We start from the raw sequence: 24118 nt of genomic DNA on the forward strand, positions 1-24118 counted from the left end.
TTATAATAGACATTTTTAGGCATAAATGGCAATCTTGCCATAGGGAATAATTTTTGTTAATATGGCGTTGTCAGATGATTATTGTTTTGTCCTGTGACATAAATCATCGATATGAATAAGAAATAATGAGATAATAGGCGCAATCTTGCGAATAATGTTACAGGGAGGGGTACTGATGGAGCCGCGCTGGGAAGAATGTGAATTTATGCCTGTCCGGCGTTATGCAGCAGGAAAGGGGAGATGGCTGGAGGATAGCAAGGCGACATCTGTTGAACAGGTGTTGCGGATTGAGCTGAATGGTGAGTCGGTTGCGGAAATCCTTTGCTCGCCAGGAGATCAGCTGGATCTGGTTGTCGGTTGGCTGGCACAGAAAGGAGTTTTGCAACGGAAAGCTGACATCAGCCGTTGGGGGATCTTTCATGGCACAGCCCGATTGGAAACCACCGATTTAGCGCAGGCACGGGTTGTTCATAGCCTGGCTGACCCTCGTTATTACAGCTTGTCCAGATTGCGAGCTTGGCAGCAGAAGCCTGTCATGCCGGATGATTTGCGTGTAAAGGCCATGAAGATGCTGCAGACAGCCAATACGCTTTTAGGTGAGTTGGCAGCTACGCACGAGCGTACCAATGGGGTACACAGTGGTGTGATCTATGATCCCGCTGCCGACAGGATACTCGTTTTTCGGGAGGATATTGGCCGGCATAATGTTTTTGACAAGCTTTGCGGCTGGGCAATCCGCAATGAGATATCTTTGCTGGATAAGGCCATAGTTTTCAGCGGCCGCTGTTCCACGGAAATGGTGCTGAAACTCTGGCGGATGGGCTGCAGGATGGTGCTGGCCAAGTCTGTACCTACGACACTTTCCCTGGAATTAGCAGAGAAACTTGGCATTACTTTGATGGCCAGACTGACAAAGGATGGGTTTTCAGTTTATACCCACCCGGAGAGAGTAGATTAAAAAAATTATCCTTTTCCGATACTTTTTTTACATAAAATCATAAATTATTTTTATATAGCTATGTAACAATGATTAGTTTTGCGAATAATAGGCTGTATAAAGATCCTATGATTTTGATAAATAAGCAATGATTACCATGAAGGAGGAAATTTTGATGGATTTAAGCAGACGCGACTTCTTGAAAGCCACGGGGCTTACCGGTGTGGGGGTGGCCCTGGCAAGTTTGGGGCTGGATATGCCCCGCGTGAAGGCTGCTGCCAAGGAATTTAGGCTCAAGGGGGCCCGGGAGTTTACCTCCATCTGCCATTTCTGCGCCTGCGGCTGTGGGGTGATTGGCTATGTGAAGGACGATAAGCTCATCAACCTCGAAGGAGCCAGCGACAATCCTGTGAACCGCGGCGCCCTTTGCTCCAAAGGGCTGGGCTATGGACAGATCCCCAATTCTGACCAGCGTGCGACCAAACCGTTGTACCGTGCACCGGGCAGTGACCATTGGGAGGAAATCAGCTGGGATGAGGCCATCGATAAGGCGGCTAGGGCCATGAAGAAGGCACGCGACGAGAACTGGAAGCAGACAGAAGTCATTGGCGGCGAGACGGTGGATGTGCACCGCACAGACGCTCTGGGCTTCATCGGTGGTTCCCAGATCAACAACGAGGAGTGCTATCAGAATATCAAGATGGCCCGCGCTCTCGGCGTGACCTATATCGACAACCAGACGCGCGTCTGTCATGCCACGACGCCGCCGGCCATGAACGCTGCCTTTGGCCGTGGTGCCATGACCAACCATTGGGGCGACCTCAAGCATGCCAAGCTCATCTGGATTGAGGGTTCTAATATCGCCGAATGTCATCCCATGGGCCTCAAGAATGTCATGAAGGCCAAGAATAACGGGGCGAAGATCGTGCATGTGGATGTGCGCTATACGAGAACCTCCAAGATTGCCGACCACTTCTTCCAGCTGCGTCCTGGCACAGATATTGCTTTTTTGGGCTATATCATCAGCCATATCATTGAGCACAAGAAGTATGATGAATCCTATATCCGCCGCAATACCAATGCTTATTGCATTTTGCGGGACGATTATCAGTTTGAGGATGGCATTTTCTCCGGCTATGATGCAGAAAAACACAAATACAACATGGAGACCTGGGGCTATGCCCTGGGGCCTGACGGCAAGCCGCAGAAGGCCAATGATCTCTTTGCGCCGAACACGGTCATGAGTCGTATGAAGGAGCATTTCTCCCGTTATACGCTCGATAAGGTGTCCGGCATCACGGGCATGAGCAAGGAAGATATCGAGCTGGCGGCCCAGATTTTCTGTGAGCATTCGCCGACGGTCATGATGTATGCGCTGGGCATGACGCAGCATACCGTGGGCGTGGAAAATATCCGTTGCTTTACGATCTTGCAGCTTCTGCGCGGCAATATTGGCGTGCCAGGCGGTGGCATCGATGCCATGCGCGGCCAGCCCAATGTGCAGGCTTCCACGGACTTTGGCATCATGTTCCAGTATTTCCCGGGCTATCTCTCCTTCCCGACGGAAAAGACCAATACGCTGGAAAAATGGACGAAGGCTTCGGGGACATTCCGCGCCAAATGGCTCAAGAATATGCTCAAGGCGTGGTTCGGCGATTATGCCACTCCGGAAAATGACTATGGCTTCAACCTGATTGGTGTGCGCAACAGCAGCCATAACGATTCCATCTACGGCCTGTTCGAGGATGCTTATCGCGGTACGGTCAAATGCCTCTATCTCTGCGGCCAGAACCCCCATGTGACCAATGCCAACGCCGGCATGGTGCACGATGGCCTCTGCAAGATGGACACGGTGATTGCGCAGGATATCTTCGTCAACGAAACGGCGGAATTCTGGAACCGTCCCGGCGATAATCCGGCCGATATAAAGACCGAGGTCATCTTCCTGCCGGCCTGCTCTTATCTGGAACGTCGCGGCACGATCACCAACTCCATGCGCATGATCCAGTGGCGCATGGAAGGGCCGAAGCCTTTGGGCGATTCCAAGCCGGACTACGAGATCAACAATCTCCTGTGGCGCAAGATTCGCGAGCTTTACCAGGATTCTACCGATCCGAAGGATGAAATCATCAAGCGTATGACCTGGAACTATTCCGATGATCAGACCGTGGAAGATATCCTCAAGGAAATCAATGGTTACGACCTGACCACGGGCAAGCTGGTGACCGGTATCGGCCAGCTCAAGGACGATGGCACGACAAGTTCCGGCATGTGGATCTATGCCGGTGTCTATGGCGATGGCGAGCACAAGGCACAGCGTCGTGGGCAGGAAGACGAGGGAGGCCTTGGCATCTATCCGAATTTCGGCTGGACGTGGCCCGATAATATCCATCTGCTCTATAACCGTGCTTCCTGCGATGAGAACGGCCAGCCTGTGGATCCCGACCATAAGATTGTCTGGTGGGATGCAGCCAAGGGCCGATGGGATGGCTATGATGTGCCTGATGTGGGCAATCGCAGCGCCGCACCGGGCACGCCGGATGGCAACAAGCCCTTCCGCATGACCGGTGAAGGCTATGGCCGTCTTTTTGCCGCCGAATACAGTGACCTCAACCCAGACGGCATGACGCGTGACCATTCCTATACGCCGGTGGATGGCCCGTTGCCGGAATTCTATGAGCCGGTGGAAAGCCCCACGAAGAATGCCCTGCATGAGGATACACGCGCGCAGTTCAACCCCTGTGTGGTCTATCCGCGCCTGCCGGAAAAACAGCGCATCGGTACGAAGGATGAATTCCCTTATGTGCTCTGCAGTTCCGGCATTGCCGAGCATTGGTGCTCCGGTACGGTCACGCGCAATATCCCGTGGCTCAATGAACTGGTCAAAGAACCGTTTGTGGAAATGAGCCACAAGTTAGCCGATAAATTAGGCGTCAAGATCGGTGATAAGGTCAAGGTCAGCTCGGCCCGCAGCGAAGTCACGGTCAAGGCCATGGTCACCGACCGTGCCCAGCCGCTGACCATCAACGGCGAGGAGACACATATGGTCTGGATGCCCTATAGCTGGGGCTTCAAGGGACTTTCCAAGGGCCCTTCCACCAACTATCTGACCATTGATGCCCTTGACCCCAATGTGCAGGAACAGGAATTCAAAGCCTGTCTGGTCAATATCACCAAGGCATGAGGAGAATGTTATGAACGCAATGGAAAAAAATATACATGCGCATCTGGAAAAGCACCCCTTTCTGGCAGAAACAGCTCTGCTGCATATGACAATGGCTGCCCGGGTAAGAGCGTTGGTAAAGCCGCTGGATTGGGAACTTACGGCAACAGAGGCAAAGACACTGCAAGAACCGCTCCTGCAGCAGGCAAAGTGGCAGCAGCCCATAGTTGAGGCGGCTGCTGCAGCCCTGCCAGCAGTGCTGCCCACGCTGGAGAATATCGGCTATCCTGCCCGTCTCGTGGAAGCCATTGCCGCCTTCAACACATGGGTGAAGCAGGCGGATAAAGATACGCGGAAAACATTTTTTGTCCACCTGCTGCAGGGCGGGGGAGCACTGCCGGAACTGAATCCTGCGCTGTTGGGCATTTTAGGCTGGCAGATACTGGAAGCGCTGATTCCCGCACCGCTGAAAGACCATGCATTCTGGCAGCAGGCGGGCTGGACGAAGAACGCCTGTCCCGTCTGTGGACGTCAGCCCGTGCTGGCCCATCTGCGCAAGGAAAAGGAAGGCCGGGCAAGATTCCTGACCTGCGATGGCTGTCATACGGAATGGCCCTTTGCCCGGATTGGCTGCGCTTATTGTGGCAATGAGGACCTTACGCAGATGCATATCTTAGAGCCTGAAGGCCTGCCGGCCATGCGTATCGACGTTTGCGATGCCTGCAGGAATTACCTCAAGACCTATAACGAGGAAGGGCAGGAAGATGTCTACCTTACGGACTGGGCCACCTTGCACCTCGATATGTTAGGGGAAGAAGCAGGATTTACGAAAAAAGGCAGCATTTTGCTGGAGAATAGTTAAGACGAGAGGAGAGCAACTATGGCTCAAGAAATAACGATGCTCCATGATGTGGCGCGCTGCAGTGCCTGCCGCGCCTGCATGGTGGCCTGTAAACAGTGGCATGACCTGCCCGCCGATATGTCCACGTCCTTTGAAGGGCAGTATCAGTCCCACAAGGATCTGACCTCCCATACCTGGAATCTGATTCAGATGCAGGAACGCATCGACAGCAAGGGGAGGTTCCATTGGGATTTCTTCAAGAAACAATGCATGCACTGCGGCGACCCTGCCTGTCTGAACGGTTGCCCCGAAGAGGCCATCGAGAAAAAGCCTTCGGGCGCAGTGGTCATCAACGAGGATAAATGCGTGGGCTGCGGCTACTGCACGACCAACTGTCCCTTCGGCATCCCCAAGGTTGATGCAGACCGGAACAAATCCACCAAATGCGACCTGTGTTTTGACCGCATCGAGCAGGGCATGCAGCCATCCTGCGCCAAGACCTGCACGGCAGATGCCATCCTCTTTGGTACACGGGAGGAAATGCTGCAAAAAGCTGAAGAGCGTTTGCGGATGGTCAAGGCAGATCATCCCGATGCCAACATCTACAATCCGCAGGGCGTGGGCGGCGTGCATATGATGTATGTATTGCCGGAAAAACCAGCGGTCTACGGTCTGCCCGAGACCCCCGCAACCCCGTCTTCCATCAGCATTTGGAAAGACTTCGTGCGCCCTGTAGGTCAGCTGGCCAGCGTGGGGGCTATCGCAGGCGTGTTAGGGCTGACGGCCCTGACTGCTATGCGCAGAAAGGGGGATAAATGATGCTTGTCAACAAGAAATATGTCAAACGCCATGCGAAAGGCTTCGTGTATCTGCATTGGATCAACGCCATCTGCTTCTTTATGCTGTTTTTGACGGCGTTGCCGCTCTATGCCGATACCTTCAGATTCCTCTATGATATGTTTGGTGCGAAAACCCTGCAGAATGCGCATCGCTTCTTTGCTGTTCTCTTCGTGCTGAATCCTGTTATCGGCCTGTTCACCGCCAGAGGCGGCATCTGGCGCATGTTCTCCGAAGTCTTTAAGTTCAACGGCAAGGATGTGACCTTCCTGGTCAAGTTTCCCCTGGAACTCATCGGCAAGCACCCCGAGGGCATTCCCAAGCAGGGCTTCTATAACGGCGGCGAACGCATGAACATCGCCCTGCAGCTGGCCACCTGGGCTGCCCTGGTTGTTTCCGGCGCTCTCCTGTGGTTTGGTGACGGCCTTATCGATAATAGCATCCGTGCCTGGATGATACCCATCCATAGCCTTTGCGCCGGCATCGGCTTTGCCGGCTCCATCGGCCATATCTACCTGGCCCTTGTCGCCAACCCCGACTCCGTTCACGGCATGCAGGACGGCACCATCAAAGTAGACTACGCCAGCGCCCACCACGGCGAATGGATTGACGATATGGTGAGGGAAGGGAAGATCCGGCAGAAAGACCTTGACGAAGTACTGAAACCATAAAAAGGAAAAATTGCAGTTTGTAGTTTAGTTCGTGCTGAAGGTATCCCGTTCATACGCAGCAGGGGTTCACGGGGGAGTGCTTTTTCTGTTTCCGCTAAACGACCCTCCCTGTAAGGTTAGAGCTGTTTAGCTGGATTGCGCCGGGCAGGCCAGCGGCGCGTTTTTCAGCGTGCTCTTTAGCTGCTGTCTGCGTCGGGCCGGTCTTCGCTGCGCTCAGACGGTCGCTTCCACAGAAAAAGCACTCCCCCGTTCGCCCCCCGTCACGATTTTGGCAATTGACACGAATTCGGTTCTCCTGTAACAAGAACATCGATGTGCTTGCACCTTACAGTCGGAACATAGCAATATACTCAAACGTAACGGTGGGTGGAGGTGGGGATGCTTTTTCGCCGACGGAACGACTGTCCGAACGAAGTGAGGACTGGCCCGCAAACAGTATATGCTTGACGCTTCGTTGACAGGAGCGCCGCCGGCCTGCCCGGCGCAGGTAGCTGGAAGATGCGTAATTCTGCTGGCGGGTCATTTAGTGGAGCGGCGAAAAAGTATTCCCACCGCCGCCCCACTGCTTTGTAACGAATTGTGTTCCAGCTCGCACCAACAAACTGCAATTTATGGTGCGGATAATTAGATAGTAAAAACAAAGAAGGCGTGTTGAGTGGAAATGACTCAATACGCCTTCTTTTTGAGCAGGTGCATGAATTCTGGCTTGCCGATAGCAGGATTTTGGGCGGCTTGTGCAGAATTAAAGCGGAAAGCAGCCGCACTCAGAGCCGCCAGCAGGGCGAGTCTTTCCAGATATATAGGAAAAACTCCTTCTTTTCCGAAATCATATTCTTAATTAGAAGGTGTTCTGGCGGTGAAAAGAGCCACGTCATGGTGGCCCGAAGGATGGTAGAATATTGGGACTGGGGAATTTTTGTGGGAAATGCTGAGGATGTTGTTACAGGGAAGGAAGTGTTAATGTGAATGAGCAAGAGACGATTGCCGGTTTGATCAAGAAACTGCTCAAGCAGATTTTCGTGATGGTGGTGGGGGTTGTGGCCATTGTGGGGGTCAGCCTGTTCCTGTTCACGAGTTATGTAGCTCTCGTCAATGACGCCGGCGTGGTGCGCGGCGGCAGCCAGCGCGTGGTGAAGCAGGTATTGGCCGGGGCGGATGCCTCTAAGACCACGGCCATGGTCGAAGGGCTGCTGACGGACATGAAGGGCCGCATGCATCTCGGCAGCTTCCCGAGCCGCCGGGATGAGGTCGAAGCTTATTGGCAGAGCGAGGTCAAGCCCGCCATTGCCGATTATCAAAAGACGAAGAATCCGGCCCATCTGCTGGAAGTCAGCGAGACGTATTTTGGCAAGACCAATGCCATGGTGGATGCAGCCCAGACCATGGTGGATGTGATGGCCGTGATTCTCTATCTTTTGCTGGCAGCATTTATCGGGGCCGTGTTTATCGTGCTGAAGCGCGTGACGGGGACTTTCGAGGAGCGGGTAGTCCAGCCGCTCTCTGCGCTGGAAGGCAGCGTGAATCAGCTGGCCAAGGGGCATATGTCCCAGAAGCTTGCTTATCCCCGCAAAGATGAGATTGGCGCGCTCTATGACCTGCTCAACGAGATGCGTCAGGAAATCTTAGGCTATGTGCAGGATATTGAAAAGAATCTCGATACCATGGCCAGCGGTGACCTTGTGAGCACCACGGACATGAAATACATCGGGGACTATGCGCCTATCCAGCAGAATATCAATCATATCCGCCAGACGCTCTGTCAGGAAATGCAGAGCATGGGCGAGATGGCCAGCATGGTGGCGGTGAGTGCCGGGGAAGTTTCCAAGGTTTCCCAGAGCCTGGCTGAAGGCGCCATGAGCCAGAACGAGACAGTGCAGGATCTGCAGACCAAGATTGGCGAGGCCATCGAGGAAAATGCCAAAGTGGACACGCTGGTGGACAATGCGCTGGCGGCCCGGATGCAGACCAAGGATGGCATTGCGGCTACGCAGGAGCAGATGGACAACGTGGTGACGGCCATGCAGGAAATCAGCGATGCTTCCAATGAAATCCGCTCTATCCTGGGGACGCTGGACGAAATCACGGGACAGACGGCACTCCTGTCCCTGAATGCCTCTATCGAAGCAGCGCGGGCGGGCGAAGCAGGCCGGGGCTTTGCCGTGGTTGCCGAAAATGTCCGCAAGCTTGCCGAGCAGTCTGCCGACTCCACCCAGAATATCCAGCAGCTCATCAGCCGTGCTTTGGCCGCTATCGACCGGGGGACCAAGGTGGTCAATACCGCCGCGGAAGCTCTGTCCAGCACGGGAAAGAATACGGAAGTGGTCGACGAAGCGTTCCGCAAGCTCAAGGAACAGAGTGCTGCCCAGCAGGTGAAGATGGAAGCGGTCAATTCCTTGTCCAGCGACATCCTGGGTGTGGTTACCGACAACAGTGCTGTATCTGAAGAATGTGCGGCATCCAGTACGGAGCTTTCGAATTTCTCCGATTCCTTGAAGGAAAGCGTGAACAAATTCCGTACATCATGATTCGATGCCAATCGGGTTGAAACGAGATATAGAAATAGATAGGCAGAAAACCAGCAGGGGAGACCTGCTGGTTTTTTGTTGTTTGGCTATGATTGTAGGAGCTGTTCGGGAGCATTCTTTATAGTTTGTTCTTTATTTCACAATATAAAGAAAATTTTATTCAATTTTTAGCAGGAAATAAAAATCATATGACGAATTCATATAGACAAGGAGGGTGAATAGCGATGAATATTCTTGTGTGTATCAAACAGGTTCCAGGTTCTAACAAAGTTGAGGTTGATCCCGTGACTGGTGTGTTGAAGCGTAATGGTGCGGATGCGAAAATGAATCCGTATGACCTTTACGCCTTGGAAACAGGCTTACGCCTCAAGGAGCAGTATGGTGGCACGCTTAGCGTATTGACGATGGGGCCGCCGCCGGCAAAAAAGATTCTTTATGAAGCCTTTGCAATGGGGGCGGATAAAGGCGCACTCATTACGGACCGTAAATTCGGTGGTGCTGATGTGTTGGCTACCAGCTATACTCTTTCTCAGGGAATCAAGCGCTTTGGTGATTTTGACCTGATTCTCTGTGGTTTGCAGACTACAGATGGTGATACCGCACAGGTTGGTCCGGAAGTTTCGGAACAGTTGGGGATTCCCTGTGTATGCAATGTGAAACAGGTAGAAAAGGTGGAAGGTGATGCCATCCTGGTTGATATGGAAATGTCCGAGGATGTGGAACGCCTGAAAGTAAACTTCCCATGCCTGCTGACTGTGCAGAAGGATATTTGCGAACCGCGTCTGCCTTCCTACAAAAAGTCCAAGGAGACAGCTGCCCGTGAGATTGAAACGTATACCTTGAATGACATGGCGGATGTAGATGAACATCATTATGGACTCAATGGATCACCTACACAGGTACAGCGTATTTTCCCGCCGGAAACACATAAGGCCCGGGAAACCTGGCAGGGAAATGGCGAGGAATTAGCTGATCGCATGTATGATCTGTTGAAGAGTCAGAAGTTTATTGCATAACACCGTGGGAGGTTTCATAATGGGTAAATTAGTTGTACATCAGGATAAAATTCAGGATATCAAGGCATTGATGGCAATTTGTCCTTTTGGTGCCATGACCGAAAACAATGGTAAAGTGGAAATCTCTGCTGCCTGCCGTTTATGCAAACTCTGCGTAAAGAAAGGCAATGGAGCCATGGAATTTGTGGAAGATGAGCCCAAGGTACAGATCGATAAAAGCAAGTGGCAGGGGATTGCCGTTTATATCGATCATGTAGATGGCCGTGTGCATCCTGTCTCTTATGAACTCCTGGGCAAGGCCCGGGAACTGGCGGATAAGATACACCAACAGGTTTATGCTCTTTTCATGGGGCATGACATCGGGAAGGCTGCTGAGGAAATACTTCATTATGATGTGGATAAGGTTTTTGTCTGCGATAAGGAATCCTTGGGACAATTCAATATGGAATCGTATGCCAAAGTCTTTGAGCATTTCATCAACCAGGTGAAGCCTGCGGCTATTCTCGTAGGTGCAACGCCGGTAGGCCGTCAGCTGGCTCCCCGTGTAGCGGCCCGTTTCCACACCGGACTCACTGCTGATTGCACGGTGCTGGATATCCATGAAAACTCAGATCTGGTACAGATCCGTCCCGCTTTTGGCGGCAATATCATGGCTGAGATCCTGACGCCGAACACGCGGCCGCAGATGGCTACGGTGCGTTATAAGATCATGGATGCACCACAACGCAGCGAGACGACGCACGGTGTGATCGAACACTTTGATCTGCCGGATGCTTCCTTGAAATCGCGTATTGCGGTGTTAGGAATTACCAAGAAGCCTAAGGAAAAGAGCATTGAACATGCAGATGTGCTGGTAGTGGCTGGCCGTGGCATCAAGAAAAAAGAAGATTTGGAACTGGTATATCAGCTGTCCGAAGCATTGGGCGGTGATTTTGCCTGCACCCGTCCGCTGATTGAAGCGGGCTGGATGGACCCGCGGCGGCAGATTGGTCTTTCCGGGCGTACGGTAAGACCGAAGCTGATTATAACTTGTGGTGTTTCTGGTGCCATCCAGTTTGTTGCCGGCATGGAGCATTCCGAAGAGATTTTTGCCATTAACAGTGATCCGAAAGCGGCGATTTTCAAGGTGGCCAATTATGCCGTAGTAGGAGATTTGTATGAGATTGTACCACAGCTGATTGCCGATATCCAGCAGGGGAGGAAGATCGCATGATGGAATATAAACAGATCAAGCAAGAGGATTTAGAGGTTATTGCCGGTTTTATCGATAGAGAACGTCTGTTGTTCGGTGAGGAAATCAACGAAGAATACAGTCATGACGAATTGGCCAGTGAGCGTTCCTATCCCTCTCTGGTGGCCCGGGTTATATCTACAGAAGAAGTATCGAAGCTGATGGCTTATGCCAATAAAAATCATATCGCTGTGACGCCCCGCGGGGCTGGCACGGGACTGGTGGGAGCATCCGTAGCCGTGGAACATGGCATTATGATCGATACGACCTTGATGAATCATGTGTTGGAACTCGATGAAGAAAATCTTACGTTGACTGTGGAACCGGGCGTGTTGTTGATGGAACTGCGGAATTTCGTGGAAGAACGGGGCTTTTATTATCCGCCTGATCCAGGCGAAAAGTCGGCAACCATTGGCGGCAATATCAGCACAAATGCGGGCGGCATGACGGCTGTGAAATATGGTGTTACCCGTGATTACGTGCGTGCACTGGAAGTCGTGCTGGCAGATGGTACCATCATGCAGCTTGGCGGCAAGGTAGTAAAGAACAGTTCCGGTTATGACCTCAAGGATATGGTGATTGGTTCAGAGGGTACATTGGCATTTGTCACGAAGGCCGTTCTGAAGCTCCTGCCGTTGCCGAAGAAGAATGTAACCCTGCTGGTTCCCTTTCCCACGCTGGAACAGGCCATTGGCACTGTACCGCTGATCATTCAGGCAAAATCCGTACCTACGGCCATTGAGTTTATGGAGAGAGAAGTCATTCTGGATGCAGAAGAATATCTGGGGCGGAAATTCCCGGACAATCAGGCGGATGCTTATCTGCTGTTGAAATTCGATGGCAATACGATGGAGGAAATCGCTTCCTATTATGATGAAACCGCGCAGATATGTCTCGATCAGGGAGCCATCGATATCCTTATTGCGGATACAGAAGAACGCAGCCTGCCCGTCTGGAAGACCAGAGGCGCCTTCCTGGAAGCAATCAAGGCTTCTACCAGCATGATGGATGAGGTGGATGTAGTCGTACCCAGGAATCGGGTCAATGACTTTGTGGAGTTTGTCCATCAGCTGCGGCAGGAAATTGGTATCCGGATCAAATCCTTTGGTCATGCGGGGGATGGGAACCTGCATGTTTATATCCTGCGGGATGATCTGCCGAATGAAAAATGGCAGGAGCTGTTGGGCATTGCCATGAATCGTATGTATGATAAGGCACGTGATTTGCGGGGGCAGGTCTCTGGTGAACATGGCATAGGGCTGGTAAAGAAACCGTATCTCAATGAGTCATTGCCTGAAGCCAGCCTGGTGCTGATGAGAGGAATCAAGAAGGTCTTTGATCCCAATAACATCTTGAATCCGCACAAGGTTTGCCAGGCTTAAAGAAACTTCAGATCAGCAATCAATGGAAGAGGAACGATGTGGTCATGGTTCCTCTTCTTTTATATTGGATTTTCTAATAAGGCGTATAAGAAGTATGTATTTTTCTTATAGCATTTATTTATATATAATAGATTTAGTTAATCTCGTTTGGGATGAATTGAGAAAGCCTATTTTATTTTAGGAGGGAAAAGAAATATGGCAACGGAAATTTCGCGCCGCACATTCATCAAAGGAGCGGCAGCGGCCGGTGTTGTACTGGCAGCAGGCTCGTACTTTGCCTGGGATGGTAAGAATATTCCGGAAAAAGTGAAGACGGGTGATGTAACCTATGATGTTCTGGTAATCGGCAGTGGTGGTGCCGGCATGCGTGCCGCTCTCGCTGCAGCTGAGCGCAAAGACCTGAAAGTGGCTGTGATGACGAAACTGGTTCCCACCCGTTCCGCATCCACTATGGCACAGGGCGGTATGAACGGCGTTACGGGTGTGAGCGACCCCACGGACACCGTCGAGTCTCATGTCTTTGATACCATCAAGGGCGGTGACTACCTTTGCGACCAGGATGCGGTGGAATATTTCGCTGAACATGCTGGCGAAAACATCTATGAGATGGATTATATGGGCTATCCTTATAACCGTCAGAAGGATGGTGCTTTCCATCAGCGCAAGATGGGCGGTCACAGCCATCCCCGCGCTTCCTACTTCGAAGACCGTGCTGGCCATGCGATGGTGCACACCCTCTTCGAGCAGTGCCTGGAAAACAATATCGACTTCATTTCCGAATGCCAGATGCTGGAAATCAGCATGGATGGCGATAAACTCAACGGTGTTATCGCCATGGATATGCGCAGCGGCAACCTGATTGGCGTGCCGGCAAAATCTATCATCATCGCCACCGGCGGCTATGGCCGTGTTTACTGGGTGCGTACTTCCAATCCGTACAGCTCCACTGGTGATGGTATCGTAGCTGGTATGAATGTAGGTATTCCGTTCAAAGATCCGGAAATGGTGCAGTTCCATCCCACGGGTCTGGCTGCCAACGGCGTACTGCTGTCCGAGTCCAGCCGTGCAGAAGGTGCTCTGCTGGTCAACAAGGACGGCGAGCGCTTCATGGCTAAATACGCACCGGAAAAGATGGAACTGGCTACCCGCGACATCGTAGCCCGTGGTATTGCCACGGAAATCGAACAGGGCCGTGGTGTAGGCGAAGGCATCCATGCTGGTGTATACCTTGATTTCACGAAGATTCCGGCTGAGCGCATCCATGAGCGTCTCGGTCAGGTTTATGATCTGTCCCGCCGCTTCGCTGGCGTTGATATCACCAAGGAACCCGTGCTGATCAGCCCGACTTGCCATTATTCCATGGGCGGCCTCGAAATGGCGGACTACAAGACTGGTGAAAGCCGTGTCAAAGGCATCTATGTAGCTGGTGAATGCAGCTGTGTATCCGTACATGGTGCGAACCGTCTGGGGGCAAACTCCCTGTCGGAAGTGCTGGTCTTCGGTCATACGGCTGGTGATGGCGCTGCTGAATTTGCCAAGGCCAACAAGTATGAGGGCAATCAGGACAGTCTGGCCAAGGCCTGCGAGAAGTGGAAAGAAAGATTCGATACGGCGACCAACCGTGGCAAGGAAGGCAACAAGACTGTGCCGGAAATCCGCGATGCCATGATCAATACCATGTGGTACAAGGCCGGTGTATTCCGCGAGGAAAGCCAGCTGCTGGCTGCTACTGCCGAGTTGGAAGCATTGGATAAAGAGTATGAGCATTGCTATGTAGGCGATAATTCTCATGTGTATAACACCGCTTTCGAGCAGTATGTAGAGCTGGGCAACCTGCTGCAGATCTCCCATGCCATCGTGCAGGGGGCCCTGGCCCGCAAGGAAAGCCGCGGTGGTCATTCCCGTCGTGACTTCCCGAAACGTGATGATGCAAACTTCCTGAAACACACCTTGATTTTCAAGGACAAGGATACGGGCAAATATCGTGCCGAGTATAAAGATGTCGTAATCACGAAATACCAGCCGAAAGAAAGGAAGTATTGATCATGGATGTGAAACTTAGAATCCATCGCTTCGTAGAAGGCAAGAAATGGGAACAGGACTACACCGTAACCATGAAAGTCGGCATGACCGTCCTTGAAGCCCTGATTGAAATCAAGGAAAAGCAGGATCCGACGCTGTCCTTTACGTGCTCCTGCCGTTCCAGTATCTGTGGTGCCTGCGCCGTTCGTGTAAACGGCAATGCAGAACTGGCCTGCGAGATTCTCGTGGAAAATCTCGTGAAGCGCTATGATACCAATGAACTCACCATTGAGCCGCTGGGCAACTTCAAGGTCATCCGCGACCTGATCGTGGACTGGGATCCGAAATATGCCCGCATCAAGAAGATCAAACCCGTGGTGCATCCGAAGGATGAGTTTTCCAAAGAAAAGGGCTGCAAGCAGTCGCCGGAGGACTTCAACAAGTATAAGAAGTATGCTGGTTGTATTCTCTGTGGCTCCTGTGTATCCGAATGCAACAAGAACACCCTGAACCAGGATGACTTCCTCGATCCGTTCGTGTTTGTCAAAGCAGAAAAGATCGTGGCCGACAGCCGCGACAAGAGTCCTGAGGAACACCTGAAGGCAGTTGTAGACGCCGGTCTCTGGCGCTGCTTCAACTGTCAGGAATGCACAGCGAAATGCCCGAAAGGGTTAGACCCTGCCGGCGCTATCGAAAAGCTCAAGGAAGCTACCTTCAAGAAAGGTCTCGATGATAATGTCGGTGCCCGCCATGCCAAAGCCATCTATGAGGATATCAGCGAATCCGGCACGCTGGATGAATCCAAGCTGAACATCAAGTCTGAAGGCTTCTTCATGGCCGGCCTCCGTGCGCCGATGGCTATCCGCCTCATGCGTGTCGGCAAAATGAACCCGCTGGACAAGCATCCAGTGAATCCCGAAATCGAAACCATCCGTAAGATTGTGAAAAATGCCGAAGCGGCAGCGAAGGAGGCTGAATGATTATGAAGTACGCATTATTTCCGGGCTGCGTGCTGGAAGGTGCAGCAGCTGAAGCCTACACTTCGCTGAAGAAGGTCTGTGAGAAGTTAGGCATTGAAGTCGAAGATATCCCCAACTGGACTTGCTGCGGTGCATCCCATGCCCAGGGCGTCAATGATTTTGCCGCGCTGGTGGTCAACGCCCGCAATATTTCCATTGCTGAGAACATGGGGCTGGATATCATGACGGTCTGCAACACCTGCACCCTGCAGCTGCGCACCGCCAAAGCCCGCCTTGATAAGGATGCCAAGCTCAAGGAAAAGGTCAACAAGGTCCTGAAAGAATCTGGCCATCCTTATGAGTACAAAGGCACCAGCAAGGTGACGCACTTCCTCTGGATTCTGGATGATCATCCGGAACTTCTGGATGGCAAGGTGGTCAATCCCCTTACCGGCGTCAAGATTGCCGGCTACTATGGCTGCCATATCCTGCGCCCGCAGGAAGTCATGAATCATGGTGACGGCAAGCACCCGGAATATCTGGAACGCCTGATCCGCAAGCTGGGCGCAGAACCGGTCTGGTTCGATGCCAGCCGCAAGTGCTGCGGTTTCCATGCCCAGCTGGCTGCTGAACATGATGTACTGACCGTGACTGGCCAGATCGTGGACAGCGCTGACCGAGCAGGGGCAATGGCCATTGCCACCCCGTGCCCGCTGTGCCAGATGCAGCTGGATATGTACGAGCCGGAAGGCCGTGAAGCGGTTCATTCCCAGGCTCAGGTACCCATCCTGCACTTGCAGCAGCTCGTAGGTTTTGCTCTCGGCATGACCAAGACGGATATGGGCTTTGACCGCCATGTATCCGCTCAGGAAAAACTGAAAATCGGCTGATATCGTCGAACAGCAAAATTAGCGAGGCCTGACCGGTCAATTGACTGGTCAGGCCTCATTTCTCGTTGCTTCATCCTGTCCTGTTATCTTTTTTGAAACTGTTTCTGGTTTTGCAAAATTCAATGCAGGATATTGTAGTTTTTTGCCGAATAGGCATATTAATTTAGTAAACTGATTTGTCATACTATATAAAATGTGTTATAATTTATTAATATAAATGCTGATTTTATTATAGGAGGCGATTGAATGAATCGATTGCATATAAGTAAGGAAGCATTGTCTATTGCTATGGCTTATGTAGGTGTTTTGGTAGGGGCAGGACTTTCTTCTGGTCAGGATCTGCTGCAATATTTCCTGTGTTTTGGTGAGATGGGGCTGGTCGGGGTAGTGCTTTTGGGAATCCTGAATGTGATTTTTGGCCGGATCATCGTGACACTGGGTTCACATTATCAATCGACTAATCATCAGGAAGTGCTGGAACAGATTGCTCATCCAATCATCAACCGTATCATTGATATAACGTTGGTGATTTCCTGCTTTGTGGTGGGGTTCGTGATGGTGGCCGGTGCCGGAGCCAATCTGCAGCAGCAATTCGGCCTGCCCAGCTGGTTGGGAGCGCTCCTTTGTTCTGTGTTGGTGGCTGTCATTGCGTTTTTGGATTTTGATAAGATTACCCGGGTCTTGGGGGTGTTCACACCTGTTATCGTTGTGATGATCCTGGTGGTAGCTGGTGTTACGTTCTGGGGCAAGTCCTATGATTTTGAGGCTCTGGATATGGCTGCTGCGACCATAAAGCCTGCAATGCCCAATGTATGGCTGTCCGTGGTGAATTATTTCGCGCTTTGTGCGATGAATGGTGTATCGATGGCGTTGGTATTGGGAGGCTCTGTCGTTCGTATCGGTGATGCGGAAAAAGGCGGTGCTTTGGGGGGAATCATCATTGGCTTGATCGTAAGCTGTGCAGCATTGGCCTTATTTGCCCATCTGGACACGGTCAAAGATGCCGAGATCCCCATGTTGATGATCGTCAATCATATTCATCCGGCGTTTGCTTTCGTCTATGCGCTGGTTATCTTCGCCTTGATTTTCAATACAGCCTTCAGTCTGTATTACGCTACCGCCTGCCGGTTCGGCGGTGATGATATGAAGAAGAAGCGCCGTCTGTTGATTGGGATTGTGGCTGCTGGTTATGTCTGCAGTTTCGGTGGTTTTACCACGCTGGTGTCTTATATGTATCCTCTGCTGGGATATATGGGGATCCTGCTGCTGGTGGTGCTGTCCGTAGCTTGGGTTGAAGAACGGGAAAATATCATCAAGGAAAAATTCCTGCGCCGCAAGATGATGCGTCTGCTGTTCCGTAAATATGATGATGATTATGAATTTACGGCAAAGCACAAGAAAACCTTTCAGAAACTGGGAGAAATGTCTGCTGCGGATACGGAGACATTGAAGGAAGATATCAAGGCCTATGTAGAAGAGGTGGTGGAAAACCATGATGACCTGCAGGCCTATGCCAAGGAACATCTTTCTATGGAAGGTTCGCCATTGAAAAAAGAATTGGAACCGAAGGACAAGAAATAATAAATAAGATGAAAAGCTGCTGACAGGGCGGCTTTTTTTCTGGGCAAATGGCAGAAGCATAAGGAAGGTCTTTTTTACTATAGACAGTTATGTTATAATAAAACGTTGTATGATAGAACAAAATTTATTTCGAGGTGTTTTTCATGGAATTAAGCATGGATATTTTGGTGAAACGGTTCAAGGATTATGTAAGCTTTGATACCCAGTCTGATGAGGACAACGACAAGGCTTGCCCCAGTACGCCGGGACAGCTGGTGCTGGCAAAGCACTTGGCCGAGGAGCTGAAGGAAATCGGGCTTAGCGAAGTGGAACTCGATAATCATGGCTATGTGATGGCCACCCTGCCTGCCAATGGTATGGAAGAAGCGCCAGTGGTAGGTTTTATCGCGCATGTAGACACCAGCCCGTCGGCTTCCGGCAAGGATATCAAGCCGCAGATCGTCAGAGATTATGATGGTAAGGATATCGTGCTCAATCCGGAACAGAACATTGTGTTCTCTACGAAGGCTTTTCCAGAAGTGCTGAAATATAAAGGGCAGGACATCATGTTCACCGATGGTACGACGCTTTTGGGGGCCGATGATAAGGCTGGCGTGACGGCTATTGTCAGTGCTATGGAATATTTGGTACAGCATCCGGAAGTGAAACATGGTAAGATTCGTATTGGCTTTACGCCTGATGAAGAAACGGGCCGTAGTGCTGACCTCTTTGATGTGGAAAAATTTGCCGCTGACTTTGCTTATACCATTGATGGTGGTGAGCTGGGCGGCCTGGAGTATGAGAACTTCAATGCGGCCAACCCTGTGATCACCTTCCATGGTGTCAGTGTCCATACCGGTGATGCCAAGGACAAGATGATCAACGCCCTGACCATGGCCTGCGAATGGCAGCAGATGCTGCCGGCTGGTGAGAAGCCGGAGTATACGGAAGGCCACGAGGGCTTCTTCCATGTCTATAAGATGAGCGGTGATGTGGAAACCTGCACCATGAGCATGCTGATCCGCGACCATGATAAGGAGAAGTTTGAGCAGCGCAAGGCTTATCTCGACCAGATGGCAGCTTTCTTCAATCAGAAGTATGGCGAAGGCCGCGTGGAAGTGAAGCATCATGATGTGTACTTCAACATGCTGGAAAAGATTGAAGATGGCAATATGTATGTGGTAGAATTGGCCAAAGAAGCGATGAGAGCTGCCGGTATTGAACCGGATGTACAGCCTATCCGCGGTGGCACGGATGGTGCACGCCTGTCCTTCATGGGGCTGCCCTGCCCGAATATCTTCACGGGCGGCGCCAACTTCCATGGCCGCTTTGAATACCTGCCGCTGGAATCCCTGAAGAAAGCCGGGGAGACGGTATTGCAGATTGCCGTAGGCGCAGGCAGATTAAATAAGAAGTAAGGAGTATGTATGGCTTTATTAGAAGTGTTGAAGGCGGGCAATCCCGTCCTGAAGCGGGTATCGGAACCCGTAGAACGTATCGATAAGAAGTTGAAGAAACTCATGGATGATATGGCCGAGACCATGTATGAGAATGACGGTGTTGGCTTGGCCGCACCGCAGATTGGCCAGAATATCCGCCTCGTGGTCATTGACTGCCAGGATGAGCATGGGCTTCTGGAACTGATAAATCCCGTGATTACCTTCAAGGAAGGCGAAGAAGTGGATACGGAAGGTTGCCTGTCCGTACCGGAGATCTATGGTGAGGTCAAGCGCGCTGCCAAGGTCAAGGTAGAATTCACCAACCGACGGGGCAAGCGTCAGCATCTGACGGCAACAGGCCTGCTGGCCCGCTGCATCCAGCATGAGCTGGATCATCTCGAAGGTCAGTTGTTCATTGATATTGCGACCAGCGTCCATAGGGGGAATAAGTCGTGAAGAAATTCCGTGTAGTTTTCATGGGCACGCCGGAATTTGCCGTACCGTGCCTGGCAGCCCTGCACGAACAGTGTGAGGTCATTGCCGTTATCACCCAGCCGGATAAACCCAGAGGGCGCGGCCAGAAGATGCTGCCGTCGCCGGTCAAGGCCTGGGCAGTGGAACACGACCTGCCGGTCTATCAGCCGGAGAAGATCAAGACGGAAGAGTTTACCGCCAAATTGGAAGAAATGAAGCCGGATTTGATGGTGGTCGTGGCATTTGGCCAGATCCTGTCCCAGCGTATTCTGGATATCCCCGAATACGGATGCATCAATGTCCATGCCTCCCTGCTGCCCCGCTACCGCGGTGCGGCGCCCATGCAGTGGTGTGTGATCAACGGTGAGGAAAAGACCGGTGTGACCACCATGTTTATGGATGCAGGTCTGGATACGGGCGATATGCTCCTCAAGGCGGAATTCCCTATTGGCGAGGATACGACCTTGGAGGAAGTCCATGACGGGCTCATGGGCATGGGAGCCAAGGTGCTGATGGATACATTGGCACAGTTGTCTGACGGTACTTTGCAGCGCACGCCGCAGCCGGAGGAATCCAATTATGCCCCGATGCTGACGAAAACCACTGGTCAGATCGACTGGTCCAAAACGGCACAGGAAGTGCATAATCTGGTACGCGGCCTGAATTCCTGGCCCGGTGCCTATACCAGCCTTGATGGTGCCAAGTATAAGATCTGGCGCACCCGCCGTACGGGTGAGCAGGCAACGGCACCTGCTGGTACGATCGTGAAAGCCGACAAGAAAGCCGGCCTCTTTGTGGCTGCTGGGGATGAACTGCTGGAGATCCTGGAGTTGCAGGCGCCTGGCAAGAAGAAGATGCGGGCGGCTGATTACCTGAATGGCCACGGCTTTGCCGATGGTGCTTGCTTCAATTGAGCGTGTTATGGAAGGCAAGGGGGAGAGTTGTTGGAGGTTTTAATGACAGATTCTACCCAGAAACATAAAATGGAAAACTTCAAATTGTCGGGCAGACATAAGAAAAGACTCTTCATTGGCATCCTGCTGTTGACTACGGTTTTGACCGCGATGCTGCTTGGTGGCATCTGGTATATTGCCCGGTTAGGACTGGCAGAGATCGCTGAGCCTTTGCCGTTGATCGTAGGCGGGCTTTTTGCTTTCATCAGCGGGGGGGCCTTGCTGGCAATCCTCAACATGGTATTGGCAGTAAAAGGCTGGCCTTATCTGCCTTTCCTGCAACGGCAAAACTATGAGCTGATCAACCTGCTCTTTCCCATAGCGGTCTATGTGGCGAAAATCTTTGGCATCGGCAAGCGGCAGCTGGAGGGTTCTTTCATTGTCACGAGCAATCTGATGTTCAATCGCATGGGCATAAGAGTACCGGCGGATAAACTGCTGGTGGTGACGCCTCATTGCCTGCAATTGGCCACTTGTCCCCATAAGATTACCCGTGACCCGCATAATTGCAAGCGCTGCGGCGGCTGTGATATCGGTTCGCTGGTGACACTGGCCGATGAGATGGGGTTCCATTTCTTTGTGGCTACAGGTGGTACGCTGGCCCGGCAGGTTGTCTACAATACCCGGCCCAAGGCCGTACTGGCCATCGCTTGTGAGCGTGACCTGATGAGCGGCATTCAGGATGTCTATCCTCTGCCGGCAGTGGGGGTATTGAATATCCGGCCAAACGGCCCCTGTTATAACACCCATGTGGACATGGAGGAAGTCCGTGCCCAATTGGAGAAAATCATTATTCCCAAGGAGCAAGATAATGGATAAAGCGCGGGAAATCGCGATCAAGATATTGAATGAAGTGCATGAGGAAGGGGCCTATGCCAATGTGGCATTGGCCCGCCATCTGCGCAAGGCGGAGCTTTCCGACCAGGACCGCCGTTTTGTGACGGAGCTGGTCTATGGTGCGGTCAAGGCCGGGGATACGCTGGACTGGATCCTGCGCCGGTATGTGAACCGTCCGTTGAAGAAGATTCCGCCGATGGTACGGGAAATCCTGCGTCTGGGGCTTTACCAGATCTTTTATCTGGACAAGGTGCCTCATTCTGCGGCCTGCAATACGGCGGTGGAACTGACCAAGAAATACAGTCATGCGGGCACGGTGAAATTTGTCAATGCCGTGTTGCGCACTGCTGTGCGGGAACCGGAGAAGTCGGCTTTCCCGGAAGGCAAGGGCAAGGCAACCGAAGGTTTGGCCTTGAAAAGCCAGCATCCATATTGGCTCGTCAAGCGCTGGGTCAAACAGTTTGGCTTTGAAGAAGCGGAGAAACTCTGCGCTTTTGATAATGGCCAGCCGGTGTTGTCTGTGCGCACGAATACGCTCAAGACAAACCGGAAAGATTTGCTGGCAGCTTTGCAGGCTGCCGGGGCAGAGGTGCAGGAAAGCCAGTGGACGCCGGAGGGCATCCGTGTGACGGCCCATGGTGCCTTGGATAATCTGGCCCCCTTGCAGGAAGGTCTTTGCCAGGTACAGGACGAAAGTTCCATGCTGGTAGCCCATGTGGTTGACCCGCAGCCCGGGGAGCTCATCATCGATTGTTGCAGTGCACCCGGTGGCAAGACCACTCATATGGCGGCACTGATGAAAAACGAAGGCCGCATCGTGGCTGGCGATATCTATGAACATAAGTTGGAGCGTATCGAGGAGAATGCCCGGCGTTTGGGTATAGAGATCATCGAGCCGACCTTGCTGGATGCCAGGGAAGTGGGCGAGGAATATGAGGATATGGCCGATCGTGTGCTGGTGGATGCGCCTTGTTCCGGTTTAGGGGTGCTCCGGCGCAAGCCCGATGCCCGCTGGAATAAGAGTGCCGAGGAAATCGCTGCCTTGCCGCCTTTGCAGGGGGAAATCCTCGACAGTTCCGCCAAAGCCTTGAAAGCTGGCGGCGTGCTGGTCTACAGCACCTGTACCATTGACCGTTCCGAAAATGACGAGGTGGTGGAGGCCTTTTTGGCCCGTCATCCGGAGTTCACCTTGGAACAGACCGGTGCTTTCCTGCCCCATAAACGGGAGGACATGATGGTGCAGCTCTATCCTCAGCGGGATGGCACGGATGGATTCTTTATTGCGCGGATGCGCAAGGCGAAAGGATAAGAGATAGTGACGAATTTATTTGGCATGACCTTAGAGGATTTGCAGGAGGCGCTGGCTCCCTGCAAGGTGCCGAAATACAGGGCCAAGCAGATTGCGGAATGGCTCTACCAGCGCGGGGCGGCGGATTTTGATGCCATGGCCAATCTGCCCAAGAACCTGCGGAGCGATCTGGCGGAGCAATTCACCATTGGCCGCCCGAATATCAAGGCCCGCCTGGATTCGCAGGATGGGAAGACCACCAAATTCCTGCTGGAGTTTGCTGATGGCATTGCCATTGAGACGGTGCTTATGCGTCAGCCTTACGGCAACAGTATCTGCGTGTCCACGCAGGCAGGCTGCAATATGGGGTGTGCGTTCTGCGCTTCGACCCTGCATGGCATGGCCCGTAATCTGACCTGTGGAGAGATCCTCTCGCAGGCGGTGGTCATCAACGATATGCTGCGGGAAGAATCCGGCAGCAAGGTGGATACCATGGTGATCATGGGTAGTGGCGAACCCTTGATGAATTACGAGGAAGTCGTGAAATTCCTGCATTTGGTGCATGAATCTTATACGCTGGGGCTGGGTTATCGCAATATCACCCTGTCCACTTCGGGCATTGTGCCGGGCATGTATAGCCTGGCGGAAGAGGGAATGCCTATTTCCCTGTCGGTGTCACTGCATGCGCCCAATCAGGAACTGCGTTCGGAAATCATGCCCATCAATCGCAAATATCCCTTGAAGGATGTGGTGGCGGCGGCGAAGAATTACGCGGACAAGACCAAGCGGCGGGTGACCTATGAATACATCCTGATTGACCAGCTCAATGATGGCGAGCAGCAGGCAAAGGAATTGGTTTCTTTATTGCATGGCCAGCTGGCCAGTGTCAATCTGATTCCCATCAATCCAGTGGTAGAACGCAATCTATTGCGGCCCTCCAAGGCACGGATCGACTGGTTCGAAGGGTATCTGGCCAGCCATCATGTCAATGTCACCGTGCGTCGGGAAATGGGCACGGATATTCAGGCCGCCTGTGGTCAGCTGCGCAATAAGCATCTGCAGGATAAAGATTGAAATATTGGCGGGCTTTTTA

Annotated in this window: 20 protein-coding genes; all 20 read left to right on the forward strand. The window is 52.2% G+C overall.

Annotated elements, in window-relative coordinates:
• The first annotated feature begins 175 nt into the window (after window positions 1–175).
• The 20 genes from BUB68_RS09960 to rlmN all read left to right on the forward strand — a co-directional run bounded on the left by BUB68_RS09960 (window position 176) and on the right by rlmN (window position 24099).
• Window positions 176–958 (forward strand): formate dehydrogenase accessory sulfurtransferase FdhD, encoded by a 783-nt coding sequence (locus BUB68_RS09960; protein ID WP_073090817.1) that lies wholly within the window; start codon window positions 176–178, stop codon window positions 956–958.
• Between the two features lie 154 nt (window positions 959–1112).
• A complete protein-coding gene (gene fdnG / locus BUB68_RS09965; protein ID WP_073090819.1) occupies window positions 1113–4121 on the forward strand; it encodes a formate dehydrogenase-N subunit alpha in 3009 nt (1002 codons plus the stop codon).
• Between the two features lie 10 nt (window positions 4122–4131).
• A complete protein-coding gene (locus tag BUB68_RS09970; protein WP_073090821.1) occupies window positions 4132–4962 on the forward strand; it encodes a formate dehydrogenase accessory protein FdhE in 831 nt (276 codons plus the stop codon).
• An 18-nt stretch (window positions 4963–4980) separates the two neighbouring features.
• On the forward strand, window positions 4981–5760 hold the full coding sequence (locus BUB68_RS09975) for a 4Fe-4S dicluster domain-containing protein (RefSeq protein ID WP_073090824.1): 780 nt from the start codon (window positions 4981–4983) through the stop codon (window positions 5758–5760).
• The gene (locus BUB68_RS09980; protein ID WP_073090826.1) at window positions 5760–6449 is read left to right on the forward strand and encodes a formate dehydrogenase subunit gamma; all 690 of its coding nucleotides are present in this window, start codon (window positions 5760–5762) and stop codon (window positions 6447–6449) included. The genes BUB68_RS09975 and BUB68_RS09980 overlap by 1 nt, the downstream gene beginning before the upstream one ends.
• A 651-nt stretch (window positions 6450–7100) precedes the next feature.
• Window positions 7101–7415 (forward strand): hypothetical protein, encoded by a 315-nt coding sequence (locus tag BUB68_RS09985; protein ID WP_073090828.1) that lies wholly within the window; start codon window positions 7101–7103, stop codon window positions 7413–7415.
• Window positions 7412–8974 (forward strand): methyl-accepting chemotaxis protein, encoded by a 1563-nt coding sequence (locus tag BUB68_RS09990; RefSeq protein ID WP_073090831.1) that lies wholly within the window; start codon window positions 7412–7414, stop codon window positions 8972–8974. Before BUB68_RS09985 ends, BUB68_RS09990 begins: the two co-directional genes overlap by 4 nt.
• Before the next feature lie 224 nt (window positions 8975–9198).
• On the forward strand, window positions 9199–9990 hold the full coding sequence (locus BUB68_RS09995; protein ID WP_073090833.1) for an electron transfer flavoprotein subunit beta/FixA family protein: 792 nt from the start codon (window positions 9199–9201) through the stop codon (window positions 9988–9990).
• A 19-nt stretch (window positions 9991–10009) separates the two neighbouring features.
• Window positions 10010–11203 (forward strand): electron transfer flavoprotein subunit alpha/FixB family protein, encoded by a 1194-nt coding sequence (locus BUB68_RS10000; protein ID WP_073090835.1) that lies wholly within the window; start codon window positions 10010–10012, stop codon window positions 11201–11203.
• Window positions 11200–12603 carry an FAD-binding oxidoreductase gene (locus BUB68_RS10005; protein WP_073090838.1) on the forward strand — a complete coding sequence of 468 codons (1404 nt, stop codon included), beginning with the start codon at window positions 11200–11202 and terminating at the stop codon, window positions 12601–12603. The genes BUB68_RS10000 and BUB68_RS10005 overlap by 4 nt, the downstream gene beginning before the upstream one ends.
• A gap of 195 nt (window positions 12604–12798) precedes the next feature.
• A complete protein-coding gene (locus BUB68_RS10010; RefSeq protein ID WP_073090840.1) occupies window positions 12799–14646 on the forward strand; it encodes an FAD-binding protein in 1848 nt (615 codons plus the stop codon).
• 2 nt (window positions 14647–14648) lie between these two features.
• A complete protein-coding gene (locus BUB68_RS10015; RefSeq protein ID WP_073090842.1) occupies window positions 14649–15605 on the forward strand; it encodes a succinate dehydrogenase/fumarate reductase iron-sulfur subunit in 957 nt (318 codons plus the stop codon).
• Between the two features lie 2 nt (window positions 15606–15607).
• Window positions 15608–16474 (forward strand): CoB--CoM heterodisulfide reductase iron-sulfur subunit B family protein, encoded by an 867-nt coding sequence (locus tag BUB68_RS10020; RefSeq protein WP_073090844.1) that lies wholly within the window; start codon window positions 15608–15610, stop codon window positions 16472–16474.
• Window positions 16475–16720: 246 nt separating this feature from the next.
• Window positions 16721–18055, forward strand: coding sequence for a YkvI family membrane protein (locus tag BUB68_RS10025; RefSeq protein WP_073090847.1), 1335 nt, complete (start codon window positions 16721–16723; stop codon window positions 18053–18055).
• Window positions 18056–18198: 143 nt separating this feature from the next.
• Window positions 18199–19452 (forward strand): peptidase T, encoded by a 1254-nt coding sequence (gene pepT / locus BUB68_RS10030; RefSeq protein WP_073090849.1) that lies wholly within the window; start codon window positions 18199–18201, stop codon window positions 19450–19452.
• A gap of 9 nt (window positions 19453–19461) precedes the next feature.
• Window positions 19462–19929 carry a peptide deformylase gene (def, locus tag BUB68_RS10035; RefSeq protein ID WP_073090852.1) on the forward strand — a complete coding sequence of 156 codons (468 nt, stop codon included), beginning with the start codon at window positions 19462–19464 and terminating at the stop codon, window positions 19927–19929.
• Window positions 19926–20861, forward strand: a complete 936-nt coding sequence (gene fmt / locus BUB68_RS10040; RefSeq protein WP_073090854.1) for a methionyl-tRNA formyltransferase — start codon at window positions 19926–19928, stop codon at window positions 20859–20861. Before def ends, fmt begins: the two co-directional genes overlap by 4 nt.
• 42 nt (window positions 20862–20903) lie before the next feature.
• The gene (locus tag BUB68_RS10045) at window positions 20904–21719 is read left to right on the forward strand and encodes a DUF116 domain-containing protein (protein WP_073090857.1); all 816 of its coding nucleotides are present in this window, start codon (window positions 20904–20906) and stop codon (window positions 21717–21719) included.
• On the forward strand, window positions 21712–23046 hold the full coding sequence (rsmB, locus tag BUB68_RS10050; protein ID WP_073090859.1) for a 16S rRNA (cytosine(967)-C(5))-methyltransferase RsmB: 1335 nt from the start codon (window positions 21712–21714) through the stop codon (window positions 23044–23046). The genes BUB68_RS10045 and rsmB overlap by 8 nt, the downstream gene beginning before the upstream one ends.
• A 6-nt stretch (window positions 23047–23052) precedes the next feature.
• Entirely contained in the window at window positions 23053–24099 is a 1047-nt protein-coding gene (rlmN, locus tag BUB68_RS10055; RefSeq protein WP_178139508.1) for a dual-specificity RNA methyltransferase RlmN, read from the forward strand.
• Window positions 24100–24118: the final 19 nt, after the last annotated feature.

This window comes from Pseudoselenomonas ruminantium (assembly GCF_900142515.1).
GTDB classification, from domain to species: Bacteria; Bacillota; Negativicutes; order Selenomonadales; family Selenomonadaceae; genus Selenomonas_A; species Selenomonas_A ruminantium_D.